We start from the raw sequence: 20477 nt of genomic DNA, 5'->3' as shown, positions 1-20477 counted from the left end.
GCCCCACAAAATCTCGCAAATTCAATACATTGTGATTATCTTGTAGGTCTGATAAGCGTAGCGCATCAGGCATCTTACGTTTGTCATCAATCTCAAAGCCCGGCTCGCCCGGGCTTTGAACCAATAATACACTTAGCTGTAAGCATGTAGCGTTCGTTGGCAAAGTGCCGAACGTACGCAATCATCTTTGCCGAATCGGACAATCCCGATCATCTCATCTTCTTCAAAACGTTCCAGAGCGTCACTTAATCCGGATCGCACGCCGCGAGGTAAATCGCATTGCGTGATATCACCGTTGACGATAACCGTCACGTTTTCCCCGAGGCGGGTTAAAAACATTTTCATTTGCGCGGCAGTCACATTCTGCGCCTCGTCAAGAATGACAACTGCATTTTCAAAGGTACGTCCACGCATGTAGGCGAACGGCGCGATTTCCACCTTCCCTATTTCCGGTCGCAGGCAATACTGCATAAAGGAAGCCCCCAGGCGCCGGACAAGCACGTCATAGACCGGGCGAAAATAAGGAGCAAACTTTTCTGCAATATCTCCAGGTAAGAAGCCAAGATCTTCATCGGCCTGCAATACTGGACGGGTGACGATAATCCTGTCGACATCCTTATGAATCAGAGCCTCTGCCGCTTTTGCAGCACTGATCCAGGTTTTGCCGCACCCGGCTTCGCCAGTGGCAAATATAAGCTGCTTACTCTCAATAGCCTTCAGATAGTGCAATTGCGCTTCATTTCGCGCGGCGATTGGCGAAGTATCACGACTGTCGCGAGCCATGCCAATGGCTTCTACGCCGCTCATCTGCACAAGCGAGGTGACCGATTCTTCTTCACGCTGTTTATGGCTACGCGAATCCCGTCTCAGCACACGTTTTGCCTCGCGACGAGCTTTGATCACTGCTTTTTGTCTTCCCATGGAGAGCACCTTGAGTTGTTTGTATTCATCACACGCGCCGTTGGCAGCGCGATTATGCGCACGAACATCAGAGGGTTGGCTTCCTTGTAAGCCATAGTTTGCTTTTGGAAATAACACCGAAAACGGCTACGCGCACCGTTAAAGGCGTCGGTAACACGAATAAAGAAAGGAAGTGGATGAGAATGTAGAGTGACGCAGTTGCTACCGGAGGAGAAGTCTCCGCGTTTGGTCGAGCGTTGATTGTCAAAAACATGTCCAGTACAGGACGTTACCATCCGCGATCTCCATAGTGACTGACTATCACTGCCGGGAACTACCGCTGTTACATAATAAGTACAACAGATCTCTTATTCATTGCAACAATATATTTACTTATATTTAACTATAAACCACCATTTTGATGACATTAGCTTGTATCGCAAAGATGACAGTGTGATGACAAAAACGAGCAATTTGGGGCGATATTAGTGTGCTCTGTACCCTAACCGTAGGCATGATAAGAGGCGCAAGCGTCGCATCAGGCATCAGAGCACGAACACCAGATGCGGCGTAAACAAACATTAAACCCGCAATAACGCGCTTCCCAGGTAATCGTTCGCATCCTTCACCCCCGGCAGCGCAAAAAAATACCCCCCGCCGATGGGTTTGACATATTCCTCCAGAGCCTCACCATTCAGCCTTTTTTGAACTGTCAGGAAGCCTTTTTCCAGATCGTGTTGGTAGCAGACAAACAAAAGCCCCATATCAAGTTGCCCGGAGTTGGTGACACCCAACGAATAACTGTAGCCGCGACGCAGCATCAGGCTGGACTCACTCTCTGGCGTGCGGGGATTCGCCAGCCGGATATGGCTGTCCAGCGCAATCACCTTCCCTTCAGGGTCACTGGCGTAATCCGGTACATCATGCTCATGCTGCATACCCAGCGGTGCACCGGTTTGTTTATCTCGACCAAAAATCGTCTGCTGCTCTTTCAGTGGTGTTCTGTCCCAAAACTCCACCCGAAACTGAATTAAACGCACGGCCTGGTAGCTGCCACCAATAGTCCAGGCTGGCTCCTGCTGATCTGCCGTTACCCACACCACTTTTTGCATCAGTTTCGTATTCTGGCTGTCGGGATTGGCGGTGCCATCTTTGAAGCCCAGCAAATTAATCGGCGTCTCTTTGCCTTTGCTACGCGCCGCATGATCGGAAATAAACCCTTCCCGTTTCCAGCGAACGCTGAGTAAATCTGGCGTGTGTTTAATGATATCGCGCAGCGCATGGATCACCGTGTCCTGGGTGTTAGCGCAAATCTGCAACAGCACATCACCATGACACAATGCTGCATCCAGCGAGTCGTTAGGGAAACGCGTCATCTTCTGCAACTTTTTCGGCATCTGCGACGCAAGGCCAAACCGCTCATCAAACAACGAATGCCCCACAGACAGTGTAATAGTGAGATTATCAGGCGCAATGTATCCGCCGAGAATGCCGGAATCGAGTGGCGGCAAGCGAGGATTGGGCGTTTCTGGTGCCACTCCGCCCTGAGTCAGAAAAGCAAACCGCTGAGTCAGCAAACGAAACAGCCGCTCAAGATCGGCTTTATCGCTGGCCAGCACATCAAACGCCACCAGCATCATTGCAGCTTGCTGTGGTGTCAGAATGCCCGCCTGATGCTCACCATAAAAAGGTTGTTTCTCATTGCGCGCTTCTGGCGAAAGCGTACCCGGCGCACTTTGCACTTTTTGCGCATGAGCGACCGGGCAACTCCCTGCCAGCGCCAGCGCGCCAATCCCTTTCAGTAAACGTCGGCGTGACGGTTCATTCACGCCGTTTTCATTTTTGTACTGCATAACGCTTAATCCAGTCCCAGCACACCGCGAAGTTGCGCCAGATCTTCTGCCAGCGCAGTAATCGGCCCTTTCAGCGCGTTACGGTCGGCATCGGTCAGCTTATCGTAGGTTTCAAAACCGTCTTTAGTTCGATATTTCGCCAGAATGGTATCGACTTTTTTGAAGTTGGCGTCAACTTTCGCCAGCAGTTCTGGATTAGCTTTTTGTAATTGTGGACGCAGCAGATCGACAATTTTCTGAGAGCCTTCAATGTTTGCCTGGAAGTCCCACAGATCGGTATGGCTGTAGCGATCTTCTTCACCACTGATTTTGCTGGCTGCCACTTCTTCGATCAGCCCGGCTGCGCCACCAACGACTTTTGATGGCGGGAAAGCCAGTTCACTGATACGTTTTTGCAAATCGACCACATCGGTATAAAGCTGGTCAGCGTACTTATCCATCCCTTTGGTGGTGTTGTCGCCAAACAGCGCTTTTTCCAGACGGTGGAAACCGGTGAATTTCGGGTCAGCCGCTTTTTGTTCGTAATCATCCTCACGCGCGTCAATGCTGCCATCCAGATCAGAGAACAGTTCAGCGATTGGTTCAATGCGCTCATAGTGCTGGCGCGTCGGGGCATACAGTGCTTTGGCTTTTTCGATATCACCTGCTTTGATGGCGTCGGTAAAGGCTTTGGTATCGGTAACCAGTTGCGCGGTTTCCGCCATGACATACGCTTTATATTCGGTAATTGCACCGCCAAGACTTAACAGCGCATCGCTTTGCGCCGCATCCGCCGTCGCCTCGCCTTTGACGATCAACTTCCCTTTCGGGTTAGTCAGCAGACCGCAGGTCATATCGTATTCACCTGGCTGTAAATTCGCCGTCATTTTCTGGCTAAAACCAGGGGCGATATTTTCCCGCTCTTCCACCACCATCACACCTTTGAGGATCTCCCACTCCAGTGCCTTCTGGCTGTGATTCTGAATAATGAACTGCGTTTTACCGGCGTTGACCGTAATGGTCATCGGTTCGCACTGTTTATCCGTCACAGTCACTTTGACCTGCGGAACATCAGCAGCGTTAGCCATAAAAGCGGTGGAGAAAAGCGCAGCTACGCTCAGGTACAGTGCGCTACGGCGGAAGTTAATGGTCATGACGAGACTATCCCTTTAAAGTATGTTGTAACTAAGTAAGAGTTTGCGTCGTATTCGTTACACGGAGCGAGACGCTGTCGTACCGGTACGTGGCGGCAGAGCAAACGCCACCAGCGCCGGGATGAGATAAATAAACCAGACGGCCACTTCGCTGACGCTGGGCGCTTCCTGATAACCAAAAATACCTTCCATCAGCGTACCGAACAGAGAGTGAGTTGAGAGCACCGCGCTCATATCGAAGGCGATTTCCTGGAAGTGGTTCCACAGTCCGGCTTCATGAAATGCGCGAATGGCACCAGCGGCCAGCCCTGCGGCGACGAAGAGGATAAACAGGCTCGTCCATTTGAAAAATGCGCCAAGATTCAGGCGAATCCCCCCCCAGTAGAGCAAGAAACCGAGCACTACGGCAGTAGCGAGACCAAGCATTGCGCCCAGCGGCGGCCAAATCCCGACATCCTGTTGAAATGCCGCCAGCAAGAAAAAGACCGACTCCAGCCCTTCCCTTGCAACGGCAAAAAAGACCATCATCACCAGCGCCCAGCCGTGATGGTTTCCGCGCTGCAATGCGCTATCGACCGCCTGTTCCAGTTGCACTTTGACGTTGCGCGACACTTTGCGCATCCAGAAAACCATCCAGGTGAGGATCACCACGGCAATCACCGCCACGATACCTTCAAACAGTTCTTGTTCTTTTTGTGGGAATTCGCCGGTGGTTTCATTAATGAAGATGCCCAGTCCCAGGCACAACGCGGCGGCAAGCAACACGCCAATCCACATCACACCAATCCATCGGCCCCGCTGGGTACGCTTAAGATAGCTGGCAATCAAACTAACAATCAGCGCGGCTTCAAGTCCTTCGCGCAACATAATGAGAAACGGAACAAACATGCCACCCACCCTTAAACGTTTTTCTGAGTCAATCTATGCAAAGAAAAGTAAATCGCAGTGATAGCGATTATCATTACGGTGAAGGAAAACACAAGCGAAATGTAGTGATAATGATGATGAAATGTAAAAATACTTTGAAAGAAAACACAGAGGGCAATCACTGATTGCCCTCTGCCTGCTGCCTGTTATGTTTCGGTCAAACGCCTTCCCTTAGCTTTCCTGCAACCGTGACGGTGGCGCCGAATGATAATGCGCATCCGCTTCAGCAAAACGTTTTTGCATCGCCGCTGACGGTGCTTTACCCAGCAAACTGAACACCACAATCCCAATGCTGCCGAAGATAAAGCCCGGAATAATTTCGTACAGCCCCAGCCAGCCGAACTGTTTCCAGACGATAACCGTAAGCGCGCCAATAATCATCCCCGCCAGCGCACCGTTGCGCGTCATGCGTGACCACATTACCGAGAACAGCACGACCGGACCAAACGCCGCACCAAAACCTGCCCACGCGTAGCTCACCAGACCCAGCACGCGGTTTTCCGGGTTTGCCGCCAACGCAATGGCCACCAGCGCCACCACCAGCACCATCACGCGCCCAACCCACACCAGTTCTTTCTGGCTGGCATGTTTACGCAGAAACGCTTTGTACAGATCTTCGGTAATCGCACTGGAACATACCAGCAACTGACAGCTTAATGTTGACATCACCGCTGCCAGAATCGCTGACAACAGAATTCCGGCAATCCACGGATTAAACAGAATTTGCGCCAGTTCGATAAATACGCGTTCAGCATTCTGGTTTACCGCACCCGCTACCGCCGGATGATCATTAAAGTAAGCAATACCAAAGAAGCCGACAGCCACCGCTCCGGCCAGGCAGAGGATCATCCAGGTCATGCTGATACGACGCGCATGGACGATGCTATGGTGGGAATCCGCTGCCATAAAACGCGCCAGAATATGCGGCTGCCCGAAGTAGCCCAGCCCCCACCCCATCAGCGAGATAATGGCGACAAAGTTCAGGCCTTTGAGCATATCAACGTTTTCAATGCTCTTTTGTTTGATCACTTCCAGCGAGTCACCAAAACCACCGACGCTGATAATCACGATCACCGGAGTGAGGATCAGCGCAAAAATCATCAGGCTGGCCTGCACGGTATCGGTCCAGCTCACCGCGAGGAAACCGCCAATAAAGGTATAAAGGATGGTCGCCGCCGCACCTGCCCACAGAGCCGTTTCGTAGCTCATGCCGAAGGTGCTTTCAAACAGACGTGCGCCAGCCACAATGCCCGAAGCACAATAAATAGTGAAAAACAGTAAAATAACCAGCGCGGAGATAATACGCAAAATACGGCTTTTATCTTCAAAGCGCCCGGTGAAATAGTCCGGCAGAGTTAAGGCGTTATTGTTGTATTCGGTATGAACACGCAACCGCCCGGCCACCAGTTTCCAGTTGATCCACGCGCCTAATGTCAGGCCAATGGCGATCCAGCTTTCTGAAATCCCGGAAAGAAATACCGCGCCCGGCAACCCCATTAATAACCAGCCGCTCATATCCGACGCACCCGCCGATAATGCCGTTACAAATGGGCCAAGACTGCGGCCACCCAAAATATAATCGTCAAAGTTTTTGGTTGATCGCCAGGCGATAAACCCAATCAATATCATGCCAAAGATATAGACACAAAACGTCACCAACATCGGTGTGCTAATAGCCATCTAAAGTCTCCAAAAAAATATTATCGGCAATGTCGAAACTTGCCGTTATATCTGCCACCGGAACGGGGTAACAGAGTTTATGTTTACCAGGGCGACCGTATCCTGCCGTAAGCGCTGGTTATTCACAATCGATTTAACACATCATTTACATCAATTTTTATTACCCAGCGATACTATTTTCCATCAGGTTGCACTCCCTCACATTTTTTGCGGTTGCACCTTTCAAAAATGTTAACTGCCGCAGAGAAAAAGTCTGCGTTACTTTTTTAATTCCTGTCATAACGATTACTTTTATTAACATTTCATTCATTTTTAAGCTTGCTATGCAGGTCACATTTAACGCAGTTGCACAAAGTTGCAACATAATGGATATTTCACGATAACGTTAAGTTGCACCTTTCAGAACAACAGGAGTAATGGCATGGGAACCACCACTATGGGGGTTAAGCTGGACGACGCGACGCGTGAGCGTATTAAGTCTGCCGCGACACGTATCGATCGCACACCACACTGGTTAATTAAGCAGGCGATTTTTTCTTATCTCGAACAACTTGAAAACAGCGATACCTTGCCGGAGCTACCTGCGCTGCTTTCTGGCGCGGCCAATGAGAGCGATGAAGCACCGAATCCGGCAGATGAACCACACCAGCCTTTCCTCGATTTTGCCGAGCAAATTTTGCCGCAGTCGGTTTCCCGCGCCGCCATCACCGCCGCGTATCGCCGCCCGGAAACAGAAGCTGTTTCCATGTTACTGGAACAAGCTCGTCTGCCACAGCCGGTTGCTGAACAGGCGCATAAACTGGCATATCAACTGGCGGATAAAATGCGTAACCAAAAAAACGCCAGTGGTCGCGCAGGCATGGTTCAGGGACTATTGCAGGAGTTTTCGCTGTCATCACAGGAAGGTGTAGCGCTGATGTGTCTGGCAGAAGCGTTACTGCGTATCCCCGATAAAGCCACCCGTGACGCCTTAATTCGCGACAAAATCAGCAATGGTAACTGGCAGTCACATATTGGTCGTAGCCCGTCGCTGTTTGTTAATGCCGCCACCTGGGGGCTACTTTTTACCGGTAAACTGGTTTCTACCCATAACGAAGCCAGCCTCTCCCGTTCGCTGAACCGTATTATCGGTAAGAGCGGTGAACCACTGATCCGCAAAGGTGTGGATATGGCGATGCGTCTGATGGGTGAACAGTTCGTCACCGGCGAAACCATCGCGGAGGCGTTAGCCAATGCCCGTAAGCTGGAAGAGAAAGGTTTCCGTTACTCATACGATATGCTGGGCGAAGCCGCGCTAACCGCAGCGGACGCGCAGGCGTATATGGTCTCTTATCAGCAGGCTATCCACGCGATTGGTAAAGCCTCTAACGGACGCGGTATCTACGAAGGCCCGGGGATCTCAATTAAGCTCTCCGCCCTACACCCGCGTTACAGCCGCGCGCAGTATGACCGCGTGATGGACGAACTTTACCCGCGCCTGAAATCCCTGACGCTGCTGGCACGCCAGTACGATATTGGTATTAACATCGATGCCGAAGAGGCCGATCGTCTGGAGATCTCCCTCGATCTGCTGGAAAAACTCTGTTTCGAGCCAGAACTGGCAGGCTGGAACGGCATCGGTTTTGTTATTCAGGCTTATCAGAAACGCTGCCCGATGGTAATTGATTACCTGATTGATCTGGCGACCCGTAGCCGTCGCCGCCTGATGATTCGTCTGGTGAAAGGCGCGTACTGGGACAGTGAAATCAAGCGAGCACAGATGGACGGCCTTGAAGGCTATCCGGTTTATACCCGCAAGGTGTACACCGATGTTTCTTATCTCGCCTGTGCGAAAAAGCTGCTGGCGGTGCCGAATTTAATCTACCCGCAGTTCGCGACACACAACGCCCACACGCTGGCGGCGATTTATCAACTGGCGGGACAGAACTACTATCCGGGTCAGTATGAGTTCCAGTGCCTGCATGGTATGGGCGAGCCGCTGTATGAGCAGGTCACCGGGAAAGTTGCCGACGGCAAACTTAACCGTCCGTGTCGTATTTATGCGCCGGTTGGCACACATGAGACGCTGCTGGCGTATCTGGTGCGTCGTCTGCTGGAAAACGGTGCTAACACCTCGTTCGTTAACCGCATTGCCGACACCTCTCTGCCACTGGATGAACTGGTTGCCGATCCGGTCGCTGCCGTAGAAAAAATAGCGCAGCAGGAAGGGCAAACCGGATTACCGCATCCGAAAATTCCCCTGCCGCGCGATCTCTACGGTCACGGGCGCGACAACTCGGCAGGGTTAGATCTCGCCAATGAACACCGTCTGGCGTCACTCTCCTCTGCTCTGCTCAACAGTGCGCTGCAAAAGTGGCAGGCCTTGCCAATGCTGGAACAACCGGTTGCGGCAGGCGAAATGTCGCCCGTTATCAACCCGGCGGAACCGAAAGATATTGTGGGCTATGTGCGTGAAGCCACGCCACGTGAAGTGGACCAGGCACTGGAAAATGCCGTCAACAATGCGCCTATCTGGTTTGCCACCCCTCCGGCTGAACGCGCAGCGATTTTGCATCGCGCTGCCGTGCTAATGGAAAGTCAGATGCAGCAACTGATTGGTATTCTGGTGCGTGAAGCCGGAAAAACGTTCAGTAACGCCATTGCCGAAGTGCGTGAAGCCGTTGATTTTCTCCACTACTACGCCGGACAGGTACGTGATGATTTCGCTAACGAAACGCATCGTCCTTTAGGCCCCGTGGTATGTATCAGCCCGTGGAACTTCCCGCTGGCCATTTTCACCGGGCAAATTGCTGCCGCGCTGGCGGCAGGTAACAGCGTACTGGCAAAACCGGCGGAGCAAACGCCGCTGATTGCAGCGCAAGGGATCGCCATTTTGCTGGAAGCGGGTGTGCCGCCAGGCGTAGTACAATTGCTGCCAGGTCAGGGTGAAACCGTGGGCGCACGACTGACGGGGGATGATCGCGTGCGCGGGGTGATGTTCACCGGTTCAACCGAAGTCGCTACCTTGCTACAACGCAATATCGCCAGCCGTCTGGACGCTCAGGGTCGCCCTATTCCGCTTATCGCTGAAACCGGTGGGATGAACGCGATGATTGTCGATTCTTCAGCACTGACTGAACAAGTAGTAATAGATGTACTGGCCTCGGCGTTCGACAGCGCAGGCCAGCGTTGTTCGGCGCTACGCGTGCTGTGTTTGCAAGATGAGATTGCCGATCACACGTTGAAAATGCTGCGCGGCGCAATAGCCGAGTGCCGAATGGGCAATCCGGGTCGCCTGACCACCGATATCGGGCCGGTGATCGATAGCGAAGCGAAAGCGAATATTGAGCGTCATATTCAGACCATGCGCAGCAAAGGCCGTCCGGTGTTTCAGACAGTGCGGGAAAACAGTGAAGATGCCCGTGAATGGCAAAGCGGCACTTTTGTCGCGCCGACGCTGATCGAACTGGATAGCTTTGCTGAATTGCAAAAAGAGGTCTTTGGCCCGGTGCTACATGTGGTGCGCTACAACCGTAATCAATTACCGGAGCTGATCGAGCAGATTAACGCTTCCGGCTATGGCCTGACGCTCGGTGTCCATACGCGTATTGATGAAACTATCGCCCAGGTCACTGGCTCGGCGCATGTTGGCAACCTTTATGTTAACCGTAATATGGTTGGCGCAGTAGTTGGTGTGCAGCCGTTCGGCGGCGAAGGGTTGTCCGGTACAGGCCCGAAAGCGGGGGGGCCGCTCTATCTCTACCGTCTGCTGGCGAATCGCCCGGAAAGTGCACTGGCGGTGACGCTCGCACGTCAGGATGCAGAGTATCCGGTTGATGCCCAACTGAAAGCAGCATTAATTCAGCCACTGAATGCGCTGCGGGAATGGGCATCAAACCGAACAGAATTGCAGGCGTTATGTACGCAATATGGCGAGCTGGCACAGGCAGGAACACAGCGATTACTGCCAGGACCGACGGGTGAACGTAATACCTGGACGCTGCTGCCGCGTGAGCGCGTGCTGTGTATTGCGGATGATGAACAGGATGCATTAACCCAGCTTGCCGCCGTGCTGGCTGTGGGCAGCCAGGTGCTGTGGCCGGATGACGCGCTGCATCGTCAGTTAGTGAAGGCATTGCCATCGGCAGTCAGCGAACGTATTCAACTGGCGAAAGCGGAAAATATTACCGCTCAACCGTTTGATGCGGTGATCTTCCACGGTGATTCGGATCAGCTTCGGGCGTTGTGTGAAGCGGTTGCCGCACGGGACGGTGCGATTGTTTCGGTGCAGGGGTTTGCCCGTGGCGAAAGCAATATCCTGCTGGAACGGCTGTATATTGAACGCTCGCTGAGTGTGAATACCGCTGCCGCCGGAGGTAACGCCAGTTTGATGACGATCGGTTAAACAGGTAGCCGGAGGATGTCGCAACCTCCTCCGGCATCATTAACGTGGTCGGATCCCTTCAATAATGATCCGCTGCACGTTTTCAACCGTTTGATTGAAAAACACCTCATCGCGCAATGTCGCGCCCGTTACCGCCTCCACCTGGGGAGCGAAATCAGCGTAATGTTGGGTGGAAGCCCAAATCATAAAAATCAGATGCTGCGGGTCAATCGGCGCGAGTTTGCCGCTTTTGACCCAACCGGCAATCAGCGCCGATTTCTCATCAATTAACGCCTTCAGGTCGCCGGTCAGTTCATCCATCAACAGCGGCGCGCCAGCCAGCATCTCCATACAGAACAGGCGCGAAGCCTGCGGATAATCACGGGAAACTTCCAGCTTCAGCCGGATGTACTCTTTGATCGCCGCCAGCGGAGCGAAATCTTCACGAAACGCCTTTAACGGTGCCAGCCAGATATCCAGAATTTGCCGCAGCACGGCAATATACAGTGCCTCTTTCGACGGGAAGTAATACAGCAGATTGGTTTTTGAAACGCCCGCCAACTCTGCAATTTGCTCCAGTCTTGTGCCGTGAAAACCGAATTGTGAAAAAGTGTCCAGTGCCGCGCTAAGAATCGCTTTTTTCTTCGCGCTCACTGCGCGCGAACGTTTACCCGTTGTTTTCACTGCACCTTGCGTCATGCGCTCTCCCCTCTTGTCGATGGGCAACAGGATAGCAAAATCAGCACAATGCCTCGACCATCAACATTCGCAATATGAATGGAATAAGCGAGAAGGTATTAACGTGAGGATATAAAGGAGAACACCAGAACGAAAAAACCGCCGGGGTTTCCGGCGGTGGTGGCTAATGACGCGCGTCAGACAAAAACGCATTCGTCATTGATTAATCCCGGCTATTTGTCGCTTTTGCCGTGACTGCTTTTACCACCTTTTTTTCCTGCTTCAGATGCGCGCTGCGGGTCATTTTTGAAATTCCCCCCGCTGTGCTGTCCACCTTTTTTACCTGCTTCTGATGCTCTTTCGCGGTCTTCTGCAAAATTGCCGGAACCGCCTCGATGGTTTGCCATTACTGACCTCCGTCATCATAGTGCCCAGGATTAACGCGGCGTATGGCGGATGCCATATTTTCGCTACGTGGGACTAAGCTTAGTGAACTGACGCGGGTAAGCCTGCGTTTGGTAATATCCTGCAACAGCTTCTTAGCGAGAATAGATATCATTTCTGATAATCAGCCATAAGCCGCTCTTATGATTAAAAAAACGCTATGAGATAAAAATGTATCATTTTGCGACAAAATTACAGGCTTGTGAAAGTTGTTATAAATCAAATAAGTGGTTGTGAAATTTGCACTCTGAAAAGGACGTCTTATCTTTAAATGAGTGGTAGCGAATCGCTACGGAATAGAGATAACACGAGGAGTGGTTAGAAATGGCTAAAGTTCTGGTGCTTTATTATTCCATGTACGGACATATTGAAACGATGGCGCGTGCAGTCGCAGAAGGCGCAAGCAAAGTCGATGGCGCAGAAGTTGTCGTTAAGCGTGTACCGGAAACCATGCAGCCGCAATTATTCGAAAAAGCAGGCGGTAAACCGCAAACTGCGCCCGTTGCAACCCCGCAAGAACTGGCCGATTACGACGCCATCATTTTTGGTACGCCGACCCGCTTTGGCAATATGTCAGGGCAGATGCGTACCTTCCTGGATCAGACTGGCGGCCTGTGGGCTTCCGGTGCGCTGTACGGCAAACTGGCGAGCGTCTTTAGCTCTACCGGAACTGGCGGCGGTCAGGAACAAACCATTACTTCCACCTGGACGACCCTTGCGCATCACGGCATGGTGATTGTCCCCATTGGCTACGCAGCGCAGGAATTATTTGACGTCTCGCAGGTTCGCGGCGGAACGCCTTACGGCGCTACCACCATTGCAGGCGGTGACGGTTCGCGCCAGCCCAGCCAGGAAGAGTTGTCTATCGCACGTTACCAGGGGGAATATGTTGCTGGTCTGGCAGTCAAACTTAATGGCTAATCTTCAACAGGAGGATACGCATGCCAACTCAAGAAGCGAAAGCCCATCACGTGGGTGAATGGGCATCTCTGCGCAATACGTCGCCGGAAATAGCCGAGGCCATTTTTGAAGTCGCCGGGTATGACGAAAAAATGGCGGAAAAAATTTGGGAAGAAGGTAGCGATGAAGTGTTAGTCAAAGCCTTTGCCAAAACCGATAAAGATTCGCTTTTTTGGGGCGAACAGACCATCGAACGTAAAAACGTTTAATCCGCAATTCCCCCGCTTCTGGCGGGGGAGTTTTCAAATTGTTGACAAAGTGCGCTTTGTTCATGTCGGATGCGGCGTGAACGCCTTATCCGACCTACATGATCGTGCAAATTCGATATAGTGCAATTCTCGGGTAGACCTGATAAACGTAGCGCATCAGGCAATCTAACATTTGTCATCTGTCCCATACTCCCCCGCTTCTCGCGGGGGAGTTTTCTGTTATTTCACTGCCTCATTCAACACGCTATCAAACTTATCCATCGGGCAAAATCCGTTGGCATCTATCGGGCAGCCGGTAAGTTCCAGCGTCACGCGCTGAGCAGGTGCTTGCAGGGTTAAGGCGTCGGCATTACGCAACTGCTGCGAACTCTGGTACACATACTCGATTTTCATCAAATCACGATTGGCTTTGCTGTCATGCCAACGCTGGAAGACAATCTTGCCACCAATGGGCGTACGTTCATTCTGGTCATGCAGTTGATACGGTTTGAAATCCAGCGCAGTGAGTAGCGAGGCAATGTTAGAGTCGTGTCCTACCAACACCGTAATCTTCGGCGCACTGGCGCGATCGGTGACCAGGGCTTTGTCGATGTAGCTCACCAGCGGTTTCGCGACATTGCGCGCCACTTCCTGTGAAGTAAACAGGCTATCCTGGTAACCGTTTTTCAGTTTCGACAACACCTTCCACTGTTGATCTGATTTGATCTCTCCCCAGGCCACCTGATCCATCGGGAAACCTTCGTAGTATTGCAAAGTAAACGCATCCACCAGCGAGTTGCCCACCTTCAACGGCCCGGAAACGCCCGGCTCTTGTTGATATTTCGCGCTAAAAGTATTTTTGCCATCCACCAGTGAACACTGCTGTTTTTCTTTACAGGCCGGAGAATCTTTATAGTTAACGATTTTTTCCAGTAGCTGGTAGCTGTCGGTAAGCTGGAGTTTACTCAACTCTTTTTCCATTGCTGCCACTGCCTGCTCGCTGAATGCAGCGGAATCATCGGTGATTACCGGGTTAAAGGTTGGGTCCATCGTGCCCATTTTTTCCTGATGATGAACAGGAATATCACACCCCGGGAATGCGCCAGTAATAAAGAACTGCGCAGTGGCGACGGTACGTTGCAGGCTGTTCGCGTAGGCGTAAACGGTGTCCGGTGGCGGACATTCGCCCGATTTCACCATCCCCTGCTCTGCCAGCCATTCACGCATGTAATGGCCCATATACACTTCCAGCACGCCGCCTTTGGTGGTGAGTTGCCCTCCGGGGACATCCCATTGCGGCCATTTATTCGGCGTGGACTGCTCAAGCACGCTGCCATTATTTGCCAGCGGCGCACGTAAGTTATGACGGCTCATGAGTAGCACTTGCTGTAGCTGATAGCCTTCCGGCACTGTCTGTGCCTGAGCATTCGAAGAGAGTAAAACCATTCCAGCCACGGCCGCAGCGATTAGCGTTTTTTTCATTCCCATCACCTCTTTAGTTATCAATCAATTAAGAGTGTGACAGAAATATGGCATTTTTCCGGGAACCGGTTCGCAATTTAGCAGATGACGAGGCGGGAAACCGTCAGGCGATAACGGACTGTAGCTGCGCTATCGCCTGGTTTGTATCGTTAAACTAATATCTGAAACAGCACGGCAAAAAGAATGATATTGGCAATGACAATGGCCCAACCGTTATAAAGCATATATTTCAGGTGAGTAGATTGTGCCAGCCCCATTTGGCCAAACATATCCGATGAAGGGAAAGGCCCAAACCAGTCCACTTGCGATGAAGCTAACAATACCGCCGTTGTACCCTGTGGCGGTACACCTGCAGCCATCAACATCGGGCCAAATATTTTGTGCGTAAAAGTCATCTGAGCCACTGCGGCACCAGGCACATGACCGATAATGTTAAAGGCAAAAATACAGAAGCAAAGCCATGCCGGAGATATCCCGGTTAACAGGGGTTGGGTATATTCGAGCAACCCCTGATACGCCTGTAGGCTATCCATAAGTTCCAGAATCGGGTTATACAGCCAGTAGAGCAGAAACATCCACACCAGCCTGCCACACCCTTTATACAGCGCCTGCAAGATCCCGGTTGGACTTAACCCTCCCACCAGCCCGGTGACCAGAGCCACCAACAGCATAACGATAATGGCAAAACTAAAACCTGCTTTTATCACTACGCCAATAACCGCCATAACAATAATGGTTGCTGCAAATGCAAGGGCGCTGAGCTTGCGACGGCGATCGCGTGCGGGATCTTCTTCTTCCTGCGTTTTCTCTGAAAGATCGACGTCGTAATGCAATTTTCCTTCCGTCATCTTCTGAATTCGCCCGGCCATGATCCAGCCTGCGAATAACGTCACGGCGCTCATTGGTAACCCGACGTACATCAGATATTGCGGATAAGTCAGGCCGCCGAGTTGTAAAATCGTCACTGTGCTGGGGGTAAAAGGCCCGGTAAACAATCCCACAGACCCCGCCGTCATCATCAGTGCCGCCACCGTGGGAGGTGTAAGCCGTACTGCTGCTGCCACAGGAATAATCACCGCAACAATAATGGCATTGCCACCCGCCATAGTGCCCAGCGCGCCACAGATGAGAATGGAAGAGATGACGATGCCAAATTTGACCCGTGTCTGGCTGGAAAGTCCGATCCGATGTACCACAAATTTGACCAGTTCAACGGCCGCTCCGGTACGTGTTGCCACTTCACCGACGCCTGCGCCAAGCATAATGATCAGTCCAACAGTGGCGATAAACGATCCTGTCGATTTTGCCAGCATGGTGCCCATTTCTGGTAAACCGGTGGAAGTCATTATCATCGCAATAATAATGGATGAAATAACCGCCAGAACAATATCGACGCCTATCAACGAGAGCACCGCTAACGCCACCAACGGTGTGAAACCCAGCAGTCCGAGTTCATTACCTGGACGCCCCTGACACCAGAACGCTGTCAATAAAAAAATAACCAACAGTAAGCCAATAATGACATTCTTTTTGGTGATATTTTGTCTGGTTAGCAAACCACCAGAGAGCATTGAGTCACTCATATAACTCCTTAACCCCATCGAATCGACCGTCAATATCAGCCGATGTATTTGGACAGCTCAGAAAATATCCCCCCTCGTTATTATTGTTGGCAAAATGCACTGAGGGTTTGTCCGGGTACTACAGGTATTATTCTGAGTTCGTAATTAACCCCTTTTAGGTGGGCAAATAACGCATTGTTACCAGAACAGGCGTTACAGATTAAATTTATGTTAACTTGGTGTTACCATGAAATGACTTTTTATCTATCGTCTATAACTCTGGGTTAACTCTTAATGAAACTGCGCCACCTGGAAATCTTCTATGCCGTGATGACATGCGGAACACTTTCACGTGCAGCGGAATCGCTGAATATTTCCCAACCGGCCGCCAGTAAAGCGTTAAAAAACGCTGAACAAAAACTCGGTTTTCAGCTCTTTCAGCGAGTTCGTGGCAAGCTTCTTCCAACCAGCGAAGCGATCACACTTTTTGAAAAAGCGCAGTCGATTTATCACGAACTCGATAACCTGCGACTGCTGGCCGATAACCTGACGCGAGATCCCCGAGCCAGAATAGCCCTGGGATGCCTGCCAAGCCTGGGATTAAGCCTGGTGCCCGAAATAGTCACTGCGTTTTACCAGCAGAATGCAAATCTGGTAATGACACTGACGACAGAGCACACTGAAACGTTGGTTAAAAAACTTGATCTGCGTGAAATTGATCTGGCCCTGACGCTACAGCCGATTCAACAGGGGGAGATTATGACGACACTGATAGCCGAAGTTCCGCTGGTTTATATCGACCGGGACTATCGCCAGGGCGCGGTAGAAATAGACAAGATTGACCAACAACGCTGGATTTCTCCTGGCCCACATTCCCTTTCCAATGCCATAGCCAAACGGCGTGATTTTTTGACAACGCGCCTGAATGTCCAGACCTATTACATGGCGACTGAATTTGTAAAACGAGGAATGGGATGCAGTATTACCGATATTTTCTCTGCCCGTCATAACCTCCCGGCAGAAACAATTCACCCCATCGAACCACCAATGAAAATTGATCTTTGTTTGCTACGTCGTGCCGACGTGTCACTTAGCCCCATTACACAAAAATTTGTTGATTTCCTCTGCCAGCAATTACGTCAGCAACTGCGAGCCATTAACCTTGAGTTATACCCTGAAAATAAAAAGTCAATTGCTCCTCAGGCCTAAATGTTTTGACATAACCCCAACGCATTTATTAGCGGTGGATATCTCAGGTGATGAAAAAACGCATTGTAGTTATTGGCGGCGGGGTCATTGGTCTGGCGACAGCATGGGTCCTGGTAAAACAGGGCCATCAGGTACAATTGTTAGAACGCAACAGCCAGGCAGGCGTCGCCACCAGTTTCGCTAACGGTGGGCAACTCAGTTATCGTTACGTTGCCCCTCTGGCGGATAAAGGCGTACCGATGCAGGGGCTTAAATGGATGGGGAAAAGTGACTCTCCACTGAATATGCGTTTGCGCATGTCATTAAGTCAGTGGCGCTGGTTGCTGGCGTTTTTACTGGCCTGCAATAACCGGACAAATAAACTCAATGGCGATCATATTTTACGCTTATCACTATTAAGTCGTCAGGTAATGGAAGCATGGTTGCTGGAGGATAATCTTGATGATTTCCACTGGCGCCGTTCTGGCAAACTGATTATTCATCGCCGCCAGCAAGATTTAGCCAAAGCGGCAAAAGGCATTAATCCGCATTTTCAACAGACTCTATTACGCGAAGAGTGCGTTCATCTTGAACCCGCACTAAAACATATTGGTAATTCCCTGTGCGGTGGTATTTATTCTCCCGGCGATGAAACGGCGGACTGCTATAAGTTCTGCCAGGCATTACTTGCCAAACTTAATGCCAGCGCGAATTTTTCGCTACAGACCGATTGTGAAGTTTTGCAGTTGAATAAAAAAGGTGAGCGCATAGTCTCCATTACCACCAGTACAGGAACGCTGATTGCTGATGATTATGTCGTTGCCGCCGGAAATGGCAGCACACATTTACTTACCGAAACCGGGATTCACGTACCGCTTTGCGGTCTGAAAGGTTACAGTCTGACACTCCCTTTCCCACAAAAAATGGGGATCGCACCGCAAATCAGTGTCACCGACTATGGTCATAAAATTGTCTATGCCCGACTCGGTGACCGGTTGCGTATCGCCGCCATGGTCGATATTGGCTATGACGGTAATGAACTGCGCCCTGAACGCATTGATGCCTTAAAACAGATCGTAGCCTCCAGTTTTCCGCAACTGCAAGGTATCGATGATGCCGAATTATGGACAGGTATGCGTCCATCCACTCCTGCGGGTCCGCCACTATTAGGACGGGCGAAGTATCAAAATCTCTGGATGAATCTTGGTCAGGGCAGTCTGGGCTTCACGCTGGCGGCAGGTAGTGCTGTGGTGTTAGGCGCTCTGCTGTCGGGCGAAGATCCTGCAATTTCACTTGATGGACTGACATGGAGCCAATCAGCTTGAATATCAAACGTAATAACCCACAGCCGCGTCTGGCCGCCAGCGTGGAATATGGCAACCTTGTTTTTCTCTCCGGCCAGACACCGAAAAGCAATACCCCAGACATCGCGCAACAAACGCGCGAAGTGCTGGAAAAAATCGACGAATTACTTGCAGCGGCTGGCAGTGATAAATTTCATATCTTATCCGCGCAGGTATGGATAAAAGATATTACCCGCGATTTTGCCGATTTCAACGACGTATGGGTTAGTTGGATACCAGAAGGATATAGCCCAGCCCGTGCTGCCGTACAAGCTGAGATGGCTCGCCCGGAGATTCTGGTTGAAGTGATGGTCACGGCAGTAAAAGCAAGATAAGTTCCCCGTTTTCAGCCCCCTGGCAACGTAGTCATGGGGCATCCATGAAGGGTAAACGCCCCCCTCTTTTACCTGCCAACATTCAGGCTGAAAATATCATTTTTAGTTATGTTTCGTCACAGACCTACGATTTTTTCTGATTTCCCCTACACTTAACACTGATACCTTGTCAGGGGTTTCCCTTTGTCTGTATTGATTTACGCGAGATAACGCTATGGAATTAAAGGATTATTACGCCATCATGGGCGTGAAACCGACGGACGATCTCAAGACAATCAAGACCGCCTATCGTCGACTGGCCCGCAAATACCATCCTGATGTCAGCAAAGAACCCGATGCCGAAGCCCGCTTCAAAGAGGTCGCTGAAGCCTGGGAAGTATTGAGTGATGAACAACGTCGCGCTGAATATGATCAGATGTGGCAACATCGCAACGATCCGCAATTTAACCGTCAGTTCCAGCATGGTGACGGCCAGAGTTTCAACGCCGAAGATTTTGACGATATCTTCTCATCAATTTTCGGTCAGCATGCCCGTCAGAGCCGCCAGCGCCCGGCCACACGTGGCCACGACATTGAAATCGAAGTGGCGGTATTCCTTGAAGAAACGCTTACTGAGCATAAACGTACCATCAGCTATAACCTGCCGGTTTATAACGCCTTTGGCATGATCGAACAGGAAATCCCGAAAACGCTGAATGTGAAGATCCCGGCGGGTGTCGGCAATGGTCAACGTATCCGCCTGAAAGGCCAGGGGACGCCGGGCGAAAACGGCGGTCCGAATGGCGATCTGTGGCTGGTGATTCATATTGCGCCACATCCGTTGTTTGATATTGTCGGTCAGGATCTGGAAATTGTGGTGCCGGTTAGCCCGTGGGAAGCGGCACTGGGAGCTAAAGTCACCGTTCCAACACTGAAAGAAAGCATTTTGCTGACCATCCCACCAGGCAGTCAGGCCGGACAACGATTGCGCGTTAAAGGTAAAGGTCTGGTCGGTAAAAAACAGACCGGCGACCTGTATGCGGTGCTGAAAATCGTCATGCCGCCGAAACCTGATGAAAACACTGCTGCGCTGTGGCAACAACTGGCAGACGCCCAGTCGTCTTTTGATCCACGTAAAGATTGGGGGAAAGCATAATGGCTAACGTTACGGTGACTTTTACCATTACTGAATTTTGCCTGCATACCGGCATTTCTGAAGAGGAGTTGAATGAAATTGTCGGTTTAGGCGTAGTTGAACCGCGTGAGATTCAGGAAACGACCTGGGTGTTTGACGACCATGCCGCCATTGTGGTGCAACGCGCGGTACGTCTGCGTCAGGAACTGGCGCTTGACTGGCCGGGGATCGCGGTGGCGCTAACGTTAATGGATGATATCGCACATCTGAAACAGGAAAACCGCCTGCTGCGCCAACGGCTTTCCCGGTTTGTGGCTCATCCGTGAG

At 51.2% G+C, this 20477-nt stretch carries 18 protein-coding genes; 8 read left to right on the top strand and 10 right to left on the bottom strand.

The features are described 5' to 3' along the window. Positions 1-132: 132 nt before the first annotated feature. The 6 genes from phoH to A1SC_RS0121095 all read right to left on the bottom strand — a co-directional run bounded on the left by phoH (position 133) and on the right by A1SC_RS0121095 (position 6857). Positions 133-921: a phosphate starvation-inducible protein PhoH gene (gene phoH / locus A1SC_RS19420; RefSeq protein ID WP_000533531.1), complete on the bottom strand. Its 789-nt coding sequence runs from the start codon at positions 919-921 to the stop codon at positions 133-135. Positions 922-1481: 560 nt separating this feature from the next. Continuing rightward, on the bottom strand, positions 1482-2753 hold the full coding sequence (gene efeB / locus A1SC_RS19425; RefSeq protein ID WP_016248580.1) for an iron uptake transporter deferrochelatase/peroxidase subunit: 1272 nt from the start codon (positions 2751-2753) through the stop codon (positions 1482-1484). A gap of 5 nt (positions 2754-2758) precedes the next feature. Next, the gene (gene efeO / locus A1SC_RS19430) at positions 2759-3886 is read right to left on the bottom strand and encodes an iron uptake system protein EfeO (RefSeq protein WP_016248579.1); all 1128 of its coding nucleotides are present in this window, start codon (positions 3884-3886) and stop codon (positions 2759-2761) included. 57 nt (positions 3887-3943) lie between these two features. Beyond that, entirely contained in the window at positions 3944-4774 is an 831-nt protein-coding gene (efeU, locus tag A1SC_RS19435) for an iron uptake transporter permease EfeU (RefSeq protein ID WP_000497945.1), read from the bottom strand. A gap of 210 nt (positions 4775-4984) precedes the next feature. Next, entirely contained in the window at positions 4985-6493 is a 1509-nt protein-coding gene (gene putP, locus A1SC_RS19440) for a sodium/proline symporter PutP (RefSeq protein WP_001018482.1), read from the bottom strand. A gap of 160 nt (positions 6494-6653) precedes the next feature. Continuing rightward, a complete protein-coding gene (locus tag A1SC_RS0121095) occupies positions 6654-6857 on the bottom strand; it encodes a hypothetical protein (RefSeq protein ID WP_145961914.1) in 204 nt (67 codons plus the stop codon). A 57-nt stretch (positions 6858-6914) separates the two neighbouring features. Here A1SC_RS0121095 and putA point away from each other — a divergent pair, with 57 nt between their 5' ends. After that, positions 6915-10877, top strand: a complete 3963-nt coding sequence (gene putA / locus A1SC_RS19445) for a trifunctional transcriptional regulator/proline dehydrogenase/L-glutamate gamma-semialdehyde dehydrogenase (protein WP_016261897.1) — start codon at positions 6915-6917, stop codon at positions 10875-10877. 39 nt (positions 10878-10916) lie between these two features. Here the strand turns inward: putA and rutR are convergent, their stop codons facing one another. After that, the gene (gene rutR / locus A1SC_RS19450) at positions 10917-11555 is read right to left on the bottom strand and encodes an HTH-type transcriptional regulator RutR (protein ID WP_000191701.1); all 639 of its coding nucleotides are present in this window, start codon (positions 11553-11555) and stop codon (positions 10917-10919) included. A 212-nt stretch (positions 11556-11767) separates the two neighbouring features. Next, positions 11768-11941, bottom strand: coding sequence for a con-10 family general stress protein (locus A1SC_RS19455; protein ID WP_001273657.1), 174 nt, complete (start codon positions 11939-11941; stop codon positions 11768-11770). A gap of 361 nt (positions 11942-12302) precedes the next feature. On the opposite strand from A1SC_RS19455, the gene wrbA reads away from it, so the two are divergent. Beyond that, the gene (gene wrbA / locus A1SC_RS19460) at positions 12303-12899 is read left to right on the top strand and encodes an NAD(P)H:quinone oxidoreductase (RefSeq protein ID WP_001151439.1); all 597 of its coding nucleotides are present in this window, start codon (positions 12303-12305) and stop codon (positions 12897-12899) included. Positions 12900-12919: 20 nt separating this feature from the next. Further along, a complete protein-coding gene (locus A1SC_RS19465; RefSeq protein WP_001143120.1) occupies positions 12920-13147 on the top strand; it encodes a YccJ family protein in 228 nt (75 codons plus the stop codon). A 219-nt stretch (positions 13148-13366) separates the two neighbouring features. Here the strand turns inward: A1SC_RS19465 and agp are convergent, their stop codons facing one another. Next, the gene (agp, locus tag A1SC_RS19470; protein WP_016261896.1) at positions 13367-14608 is read right to left on the bottom strand and encodes a bifunctional glucose-1-phosphatase/inositol phosphatase; all 1242 of its coding nucleotides are present in this window, start codon (positions 14606-14608) and stop codon (positions 13367-13369) included. A 149-nt stretch (positions 14609-14757) separates the two neighbouring features. Further along, on the bottom strand, positions 14758-16191 hold the full coding sequence (locus A1SC_RS19475) for a hypothetical protein (protein WP_016261895.1): 1434 nt from the start codon (positions 16189-16191) through the stop codon (positions 14758-14760). Positions 16192-16464: 273 nt separating this feature from the next. On the opposite strand from A1SC_RS19475, the gene A1SC_RS19480 reads away from it, so the two are divergent. The 5 genes from A1SC_RS19480 (at position 16465) to cbpM (ending at position 20476) form a co-directional block, all read left to right on the top strand. Beyond that, a complete protein-coding gene (locus A1SC_RS19480; protein ID WP_000776564.1) occupies positions 16465-17379 on the top strand; it encodes an HTH-type transcriptional regulator AdmX in 915 nt (304 codons plus the stop codon). A gap of 50 nt (positions 17380-17429) precedes the next feature. Beyond that, a complete protein-coding gene (locus tag A1SC_RS19485; RefSeq protein ID WP_001516153.1) occupies positions 17430-18683 on the top strand; it encodes a D-amino acid dehydrogenase in 1254 nt (417 codons plus the stop codon). Beyond that, on the top strand, positions 18680-19036 hold the full coding sequence (locus A1SC_RS19490; protein WP_024193561.1) for a RidA family protein: 357 nt from the start codon (positions 18680-18682) through the stop codon (positions 19034-19036). The genes A1SC_RS19485 and A1SC_RS19490 overlap by 4 nt, the downstream gene beginning before the upstream one ends. Positions 19037-19250: 214 nt before the next feature. Continuing rightward, positions 19251-20171 (top strand): curved DNA-binding protein, encoded by a 921-nt coding sequence (gene cbpA / locus A1SC_RS19495; RefSeq protein ID WP_000420635.1) that lies wholly within the window; start codon positions 19251-19253, stop codon positions 20169-20171. Beyond that, positions 20171-20476: a chaperone modulator CbpM gene (gene cbpM / locus A1SC_RS19500; protein ID WP_000024563.1), complete on the top strand. Its 306-nt coding sequence runs from the start codon at positions 20171-20173 to the stop codon at positions 20474-20476. The genes cbpA and cbpM overlap by 1 nt, the downstream gene beginning before the upstream one ends. Position 20477 lies beyond the last annotated feature (1 nt).

The organism is Escherichia sp. KTE52 (genome assembly GCF_000408325.1).
GTDB classification, from domain to species: domain Bacteria; phylum Pseudomonadota; class Gammaproteobacteria; order Enterobacterales; family Enterobacteriaceae; genus Escherichia; species Escherichia marmotae.
This window is presented reverse-complemented; position numbering and strand designations above follow the sequence as displayed.

What these genes read in the sequence shown, in the direction of transcription:
- phoH (WP_000533531.1), bottom strand. Translation starts at nt 921, where the DNA reads ATGGGAAGACAAAAAGCAGTGATCAAAGCTCGTCGCGAGGCAAAACGT.
- efeB (WP_016248580.1), bottom strand. Translation starts at nt 2,753, where the DNA reads ATGCAGTACAAAAATGAAAACGGCGTGAATGAACCGTCACGCCGACGT.
- efeO (WP_016248579.1), bottom strand. Translation starts at nt 3,886, where the DNA reads ATGACCATTAACTTCCGCCGTAGCGCACTGTACCTGAGCGTAGCTGCG.
- efeU (WP_000497945.1), bottom strand. Translation starts at nt 4,774, where the DNA reads ATGTTTGTTCCGTTTCTCATTATGTTGCGCGAAGGACTTGAAGCCGCG.
- putP (WP_001018482.1), bottom strand. Translation starts at nt 6,493, where the DNA reads ATGGCTATTAGCACACCGATGTTGGTGACGTTTTGTGTCTATATCTTT.
- A1SC_RS0121095 (WP_145961914.1), bottom strand. Translation starts at nt 6,857, where the DNA reads ATGTTGCAACTTTGTGCAACTGCGTTAAATGTGACCTGCATAGCAAGC.
- putA (WP_016261897.1), top strand. Translation starts at nt 6,915, where the DNA reads ATGGGAACCACCACTATGGGGGTTAAGCTGGACGACGCGACGCGTGAG.
- rutR (WP_000191701.1), bottom strand. Translation starts at nt 11,555, where the DNA reads ATGACGCAAGGTGCAGTGAAAACAACGGGTAAACGTTCGCGCGCAGTG.
- A1SC_RS19455 (WP_001273657.1), bottom strand. Translation starts at nt 11,941, where the DNA reads ATGGCAAACCATCGAGGCGGTTCCGGCAATTTTGCAGAAGACCGCGAA.
- wrbA (WP_001151439.1), top strand. Translation starts at nt 12,303, where the DNA reads ATGGCTAAAGTTCTGGTGCTTTATTATTCCATGTACGGACATATTGAA.
- A1SC_RS19465 (WP_001143120.1), top strand. Translation starts at nt 12,920, where the DNA reads ATGCCAACTCAAGAAGCGAAAGCCCATCACGTGGGTGAATGGGCATCT.
- agp (WP_016261896.1), bottom strand. Translation starts at nt 14,608, where the DNA reads ATGAAAAAAACGCTAATCGCTGCGGCCGTGGCTGGAATGGTTTTACTC.
- A1SC_RS19475 (WP_016261895.1), bottom strand. Translation starts at nt 16,191, where the DNA reads ATGAGTGACTCAATGCTCTCTGGTGGTTTGCTAACCAGACAAAATATC.
- A1SC_RS19480 (WP_000776564.1), top strand. Translation starts at nt 16,465, where the DNA reads ATGAAACTGCGCCACCTGGAAATCTTCTATGCCGTGATGACATGCGGA.
- A1SC_RS19485 (WP_001516153.1), top strand. Translation starts at nt 17,430, where the DNA reads ATGAAAAAACGCATTGTAGTTATTGGCGGCGGGGTCATTGGTCTGGCG.
- cbpA (WP_000420635.1), top strand. Translation starts at nt 19,251, where the DNA reads ATGGAATTAAAGGATTATTACGCCATCATGGGCGTGAAACCGACGGAC.
- cbpM (WP_000024563.1), top strand. Translation starts at nt 20,171, where the DNA reads ATGGCTAACGTTACGGTGACTTTTACCATTACTGAATTTTGCCTGCAT.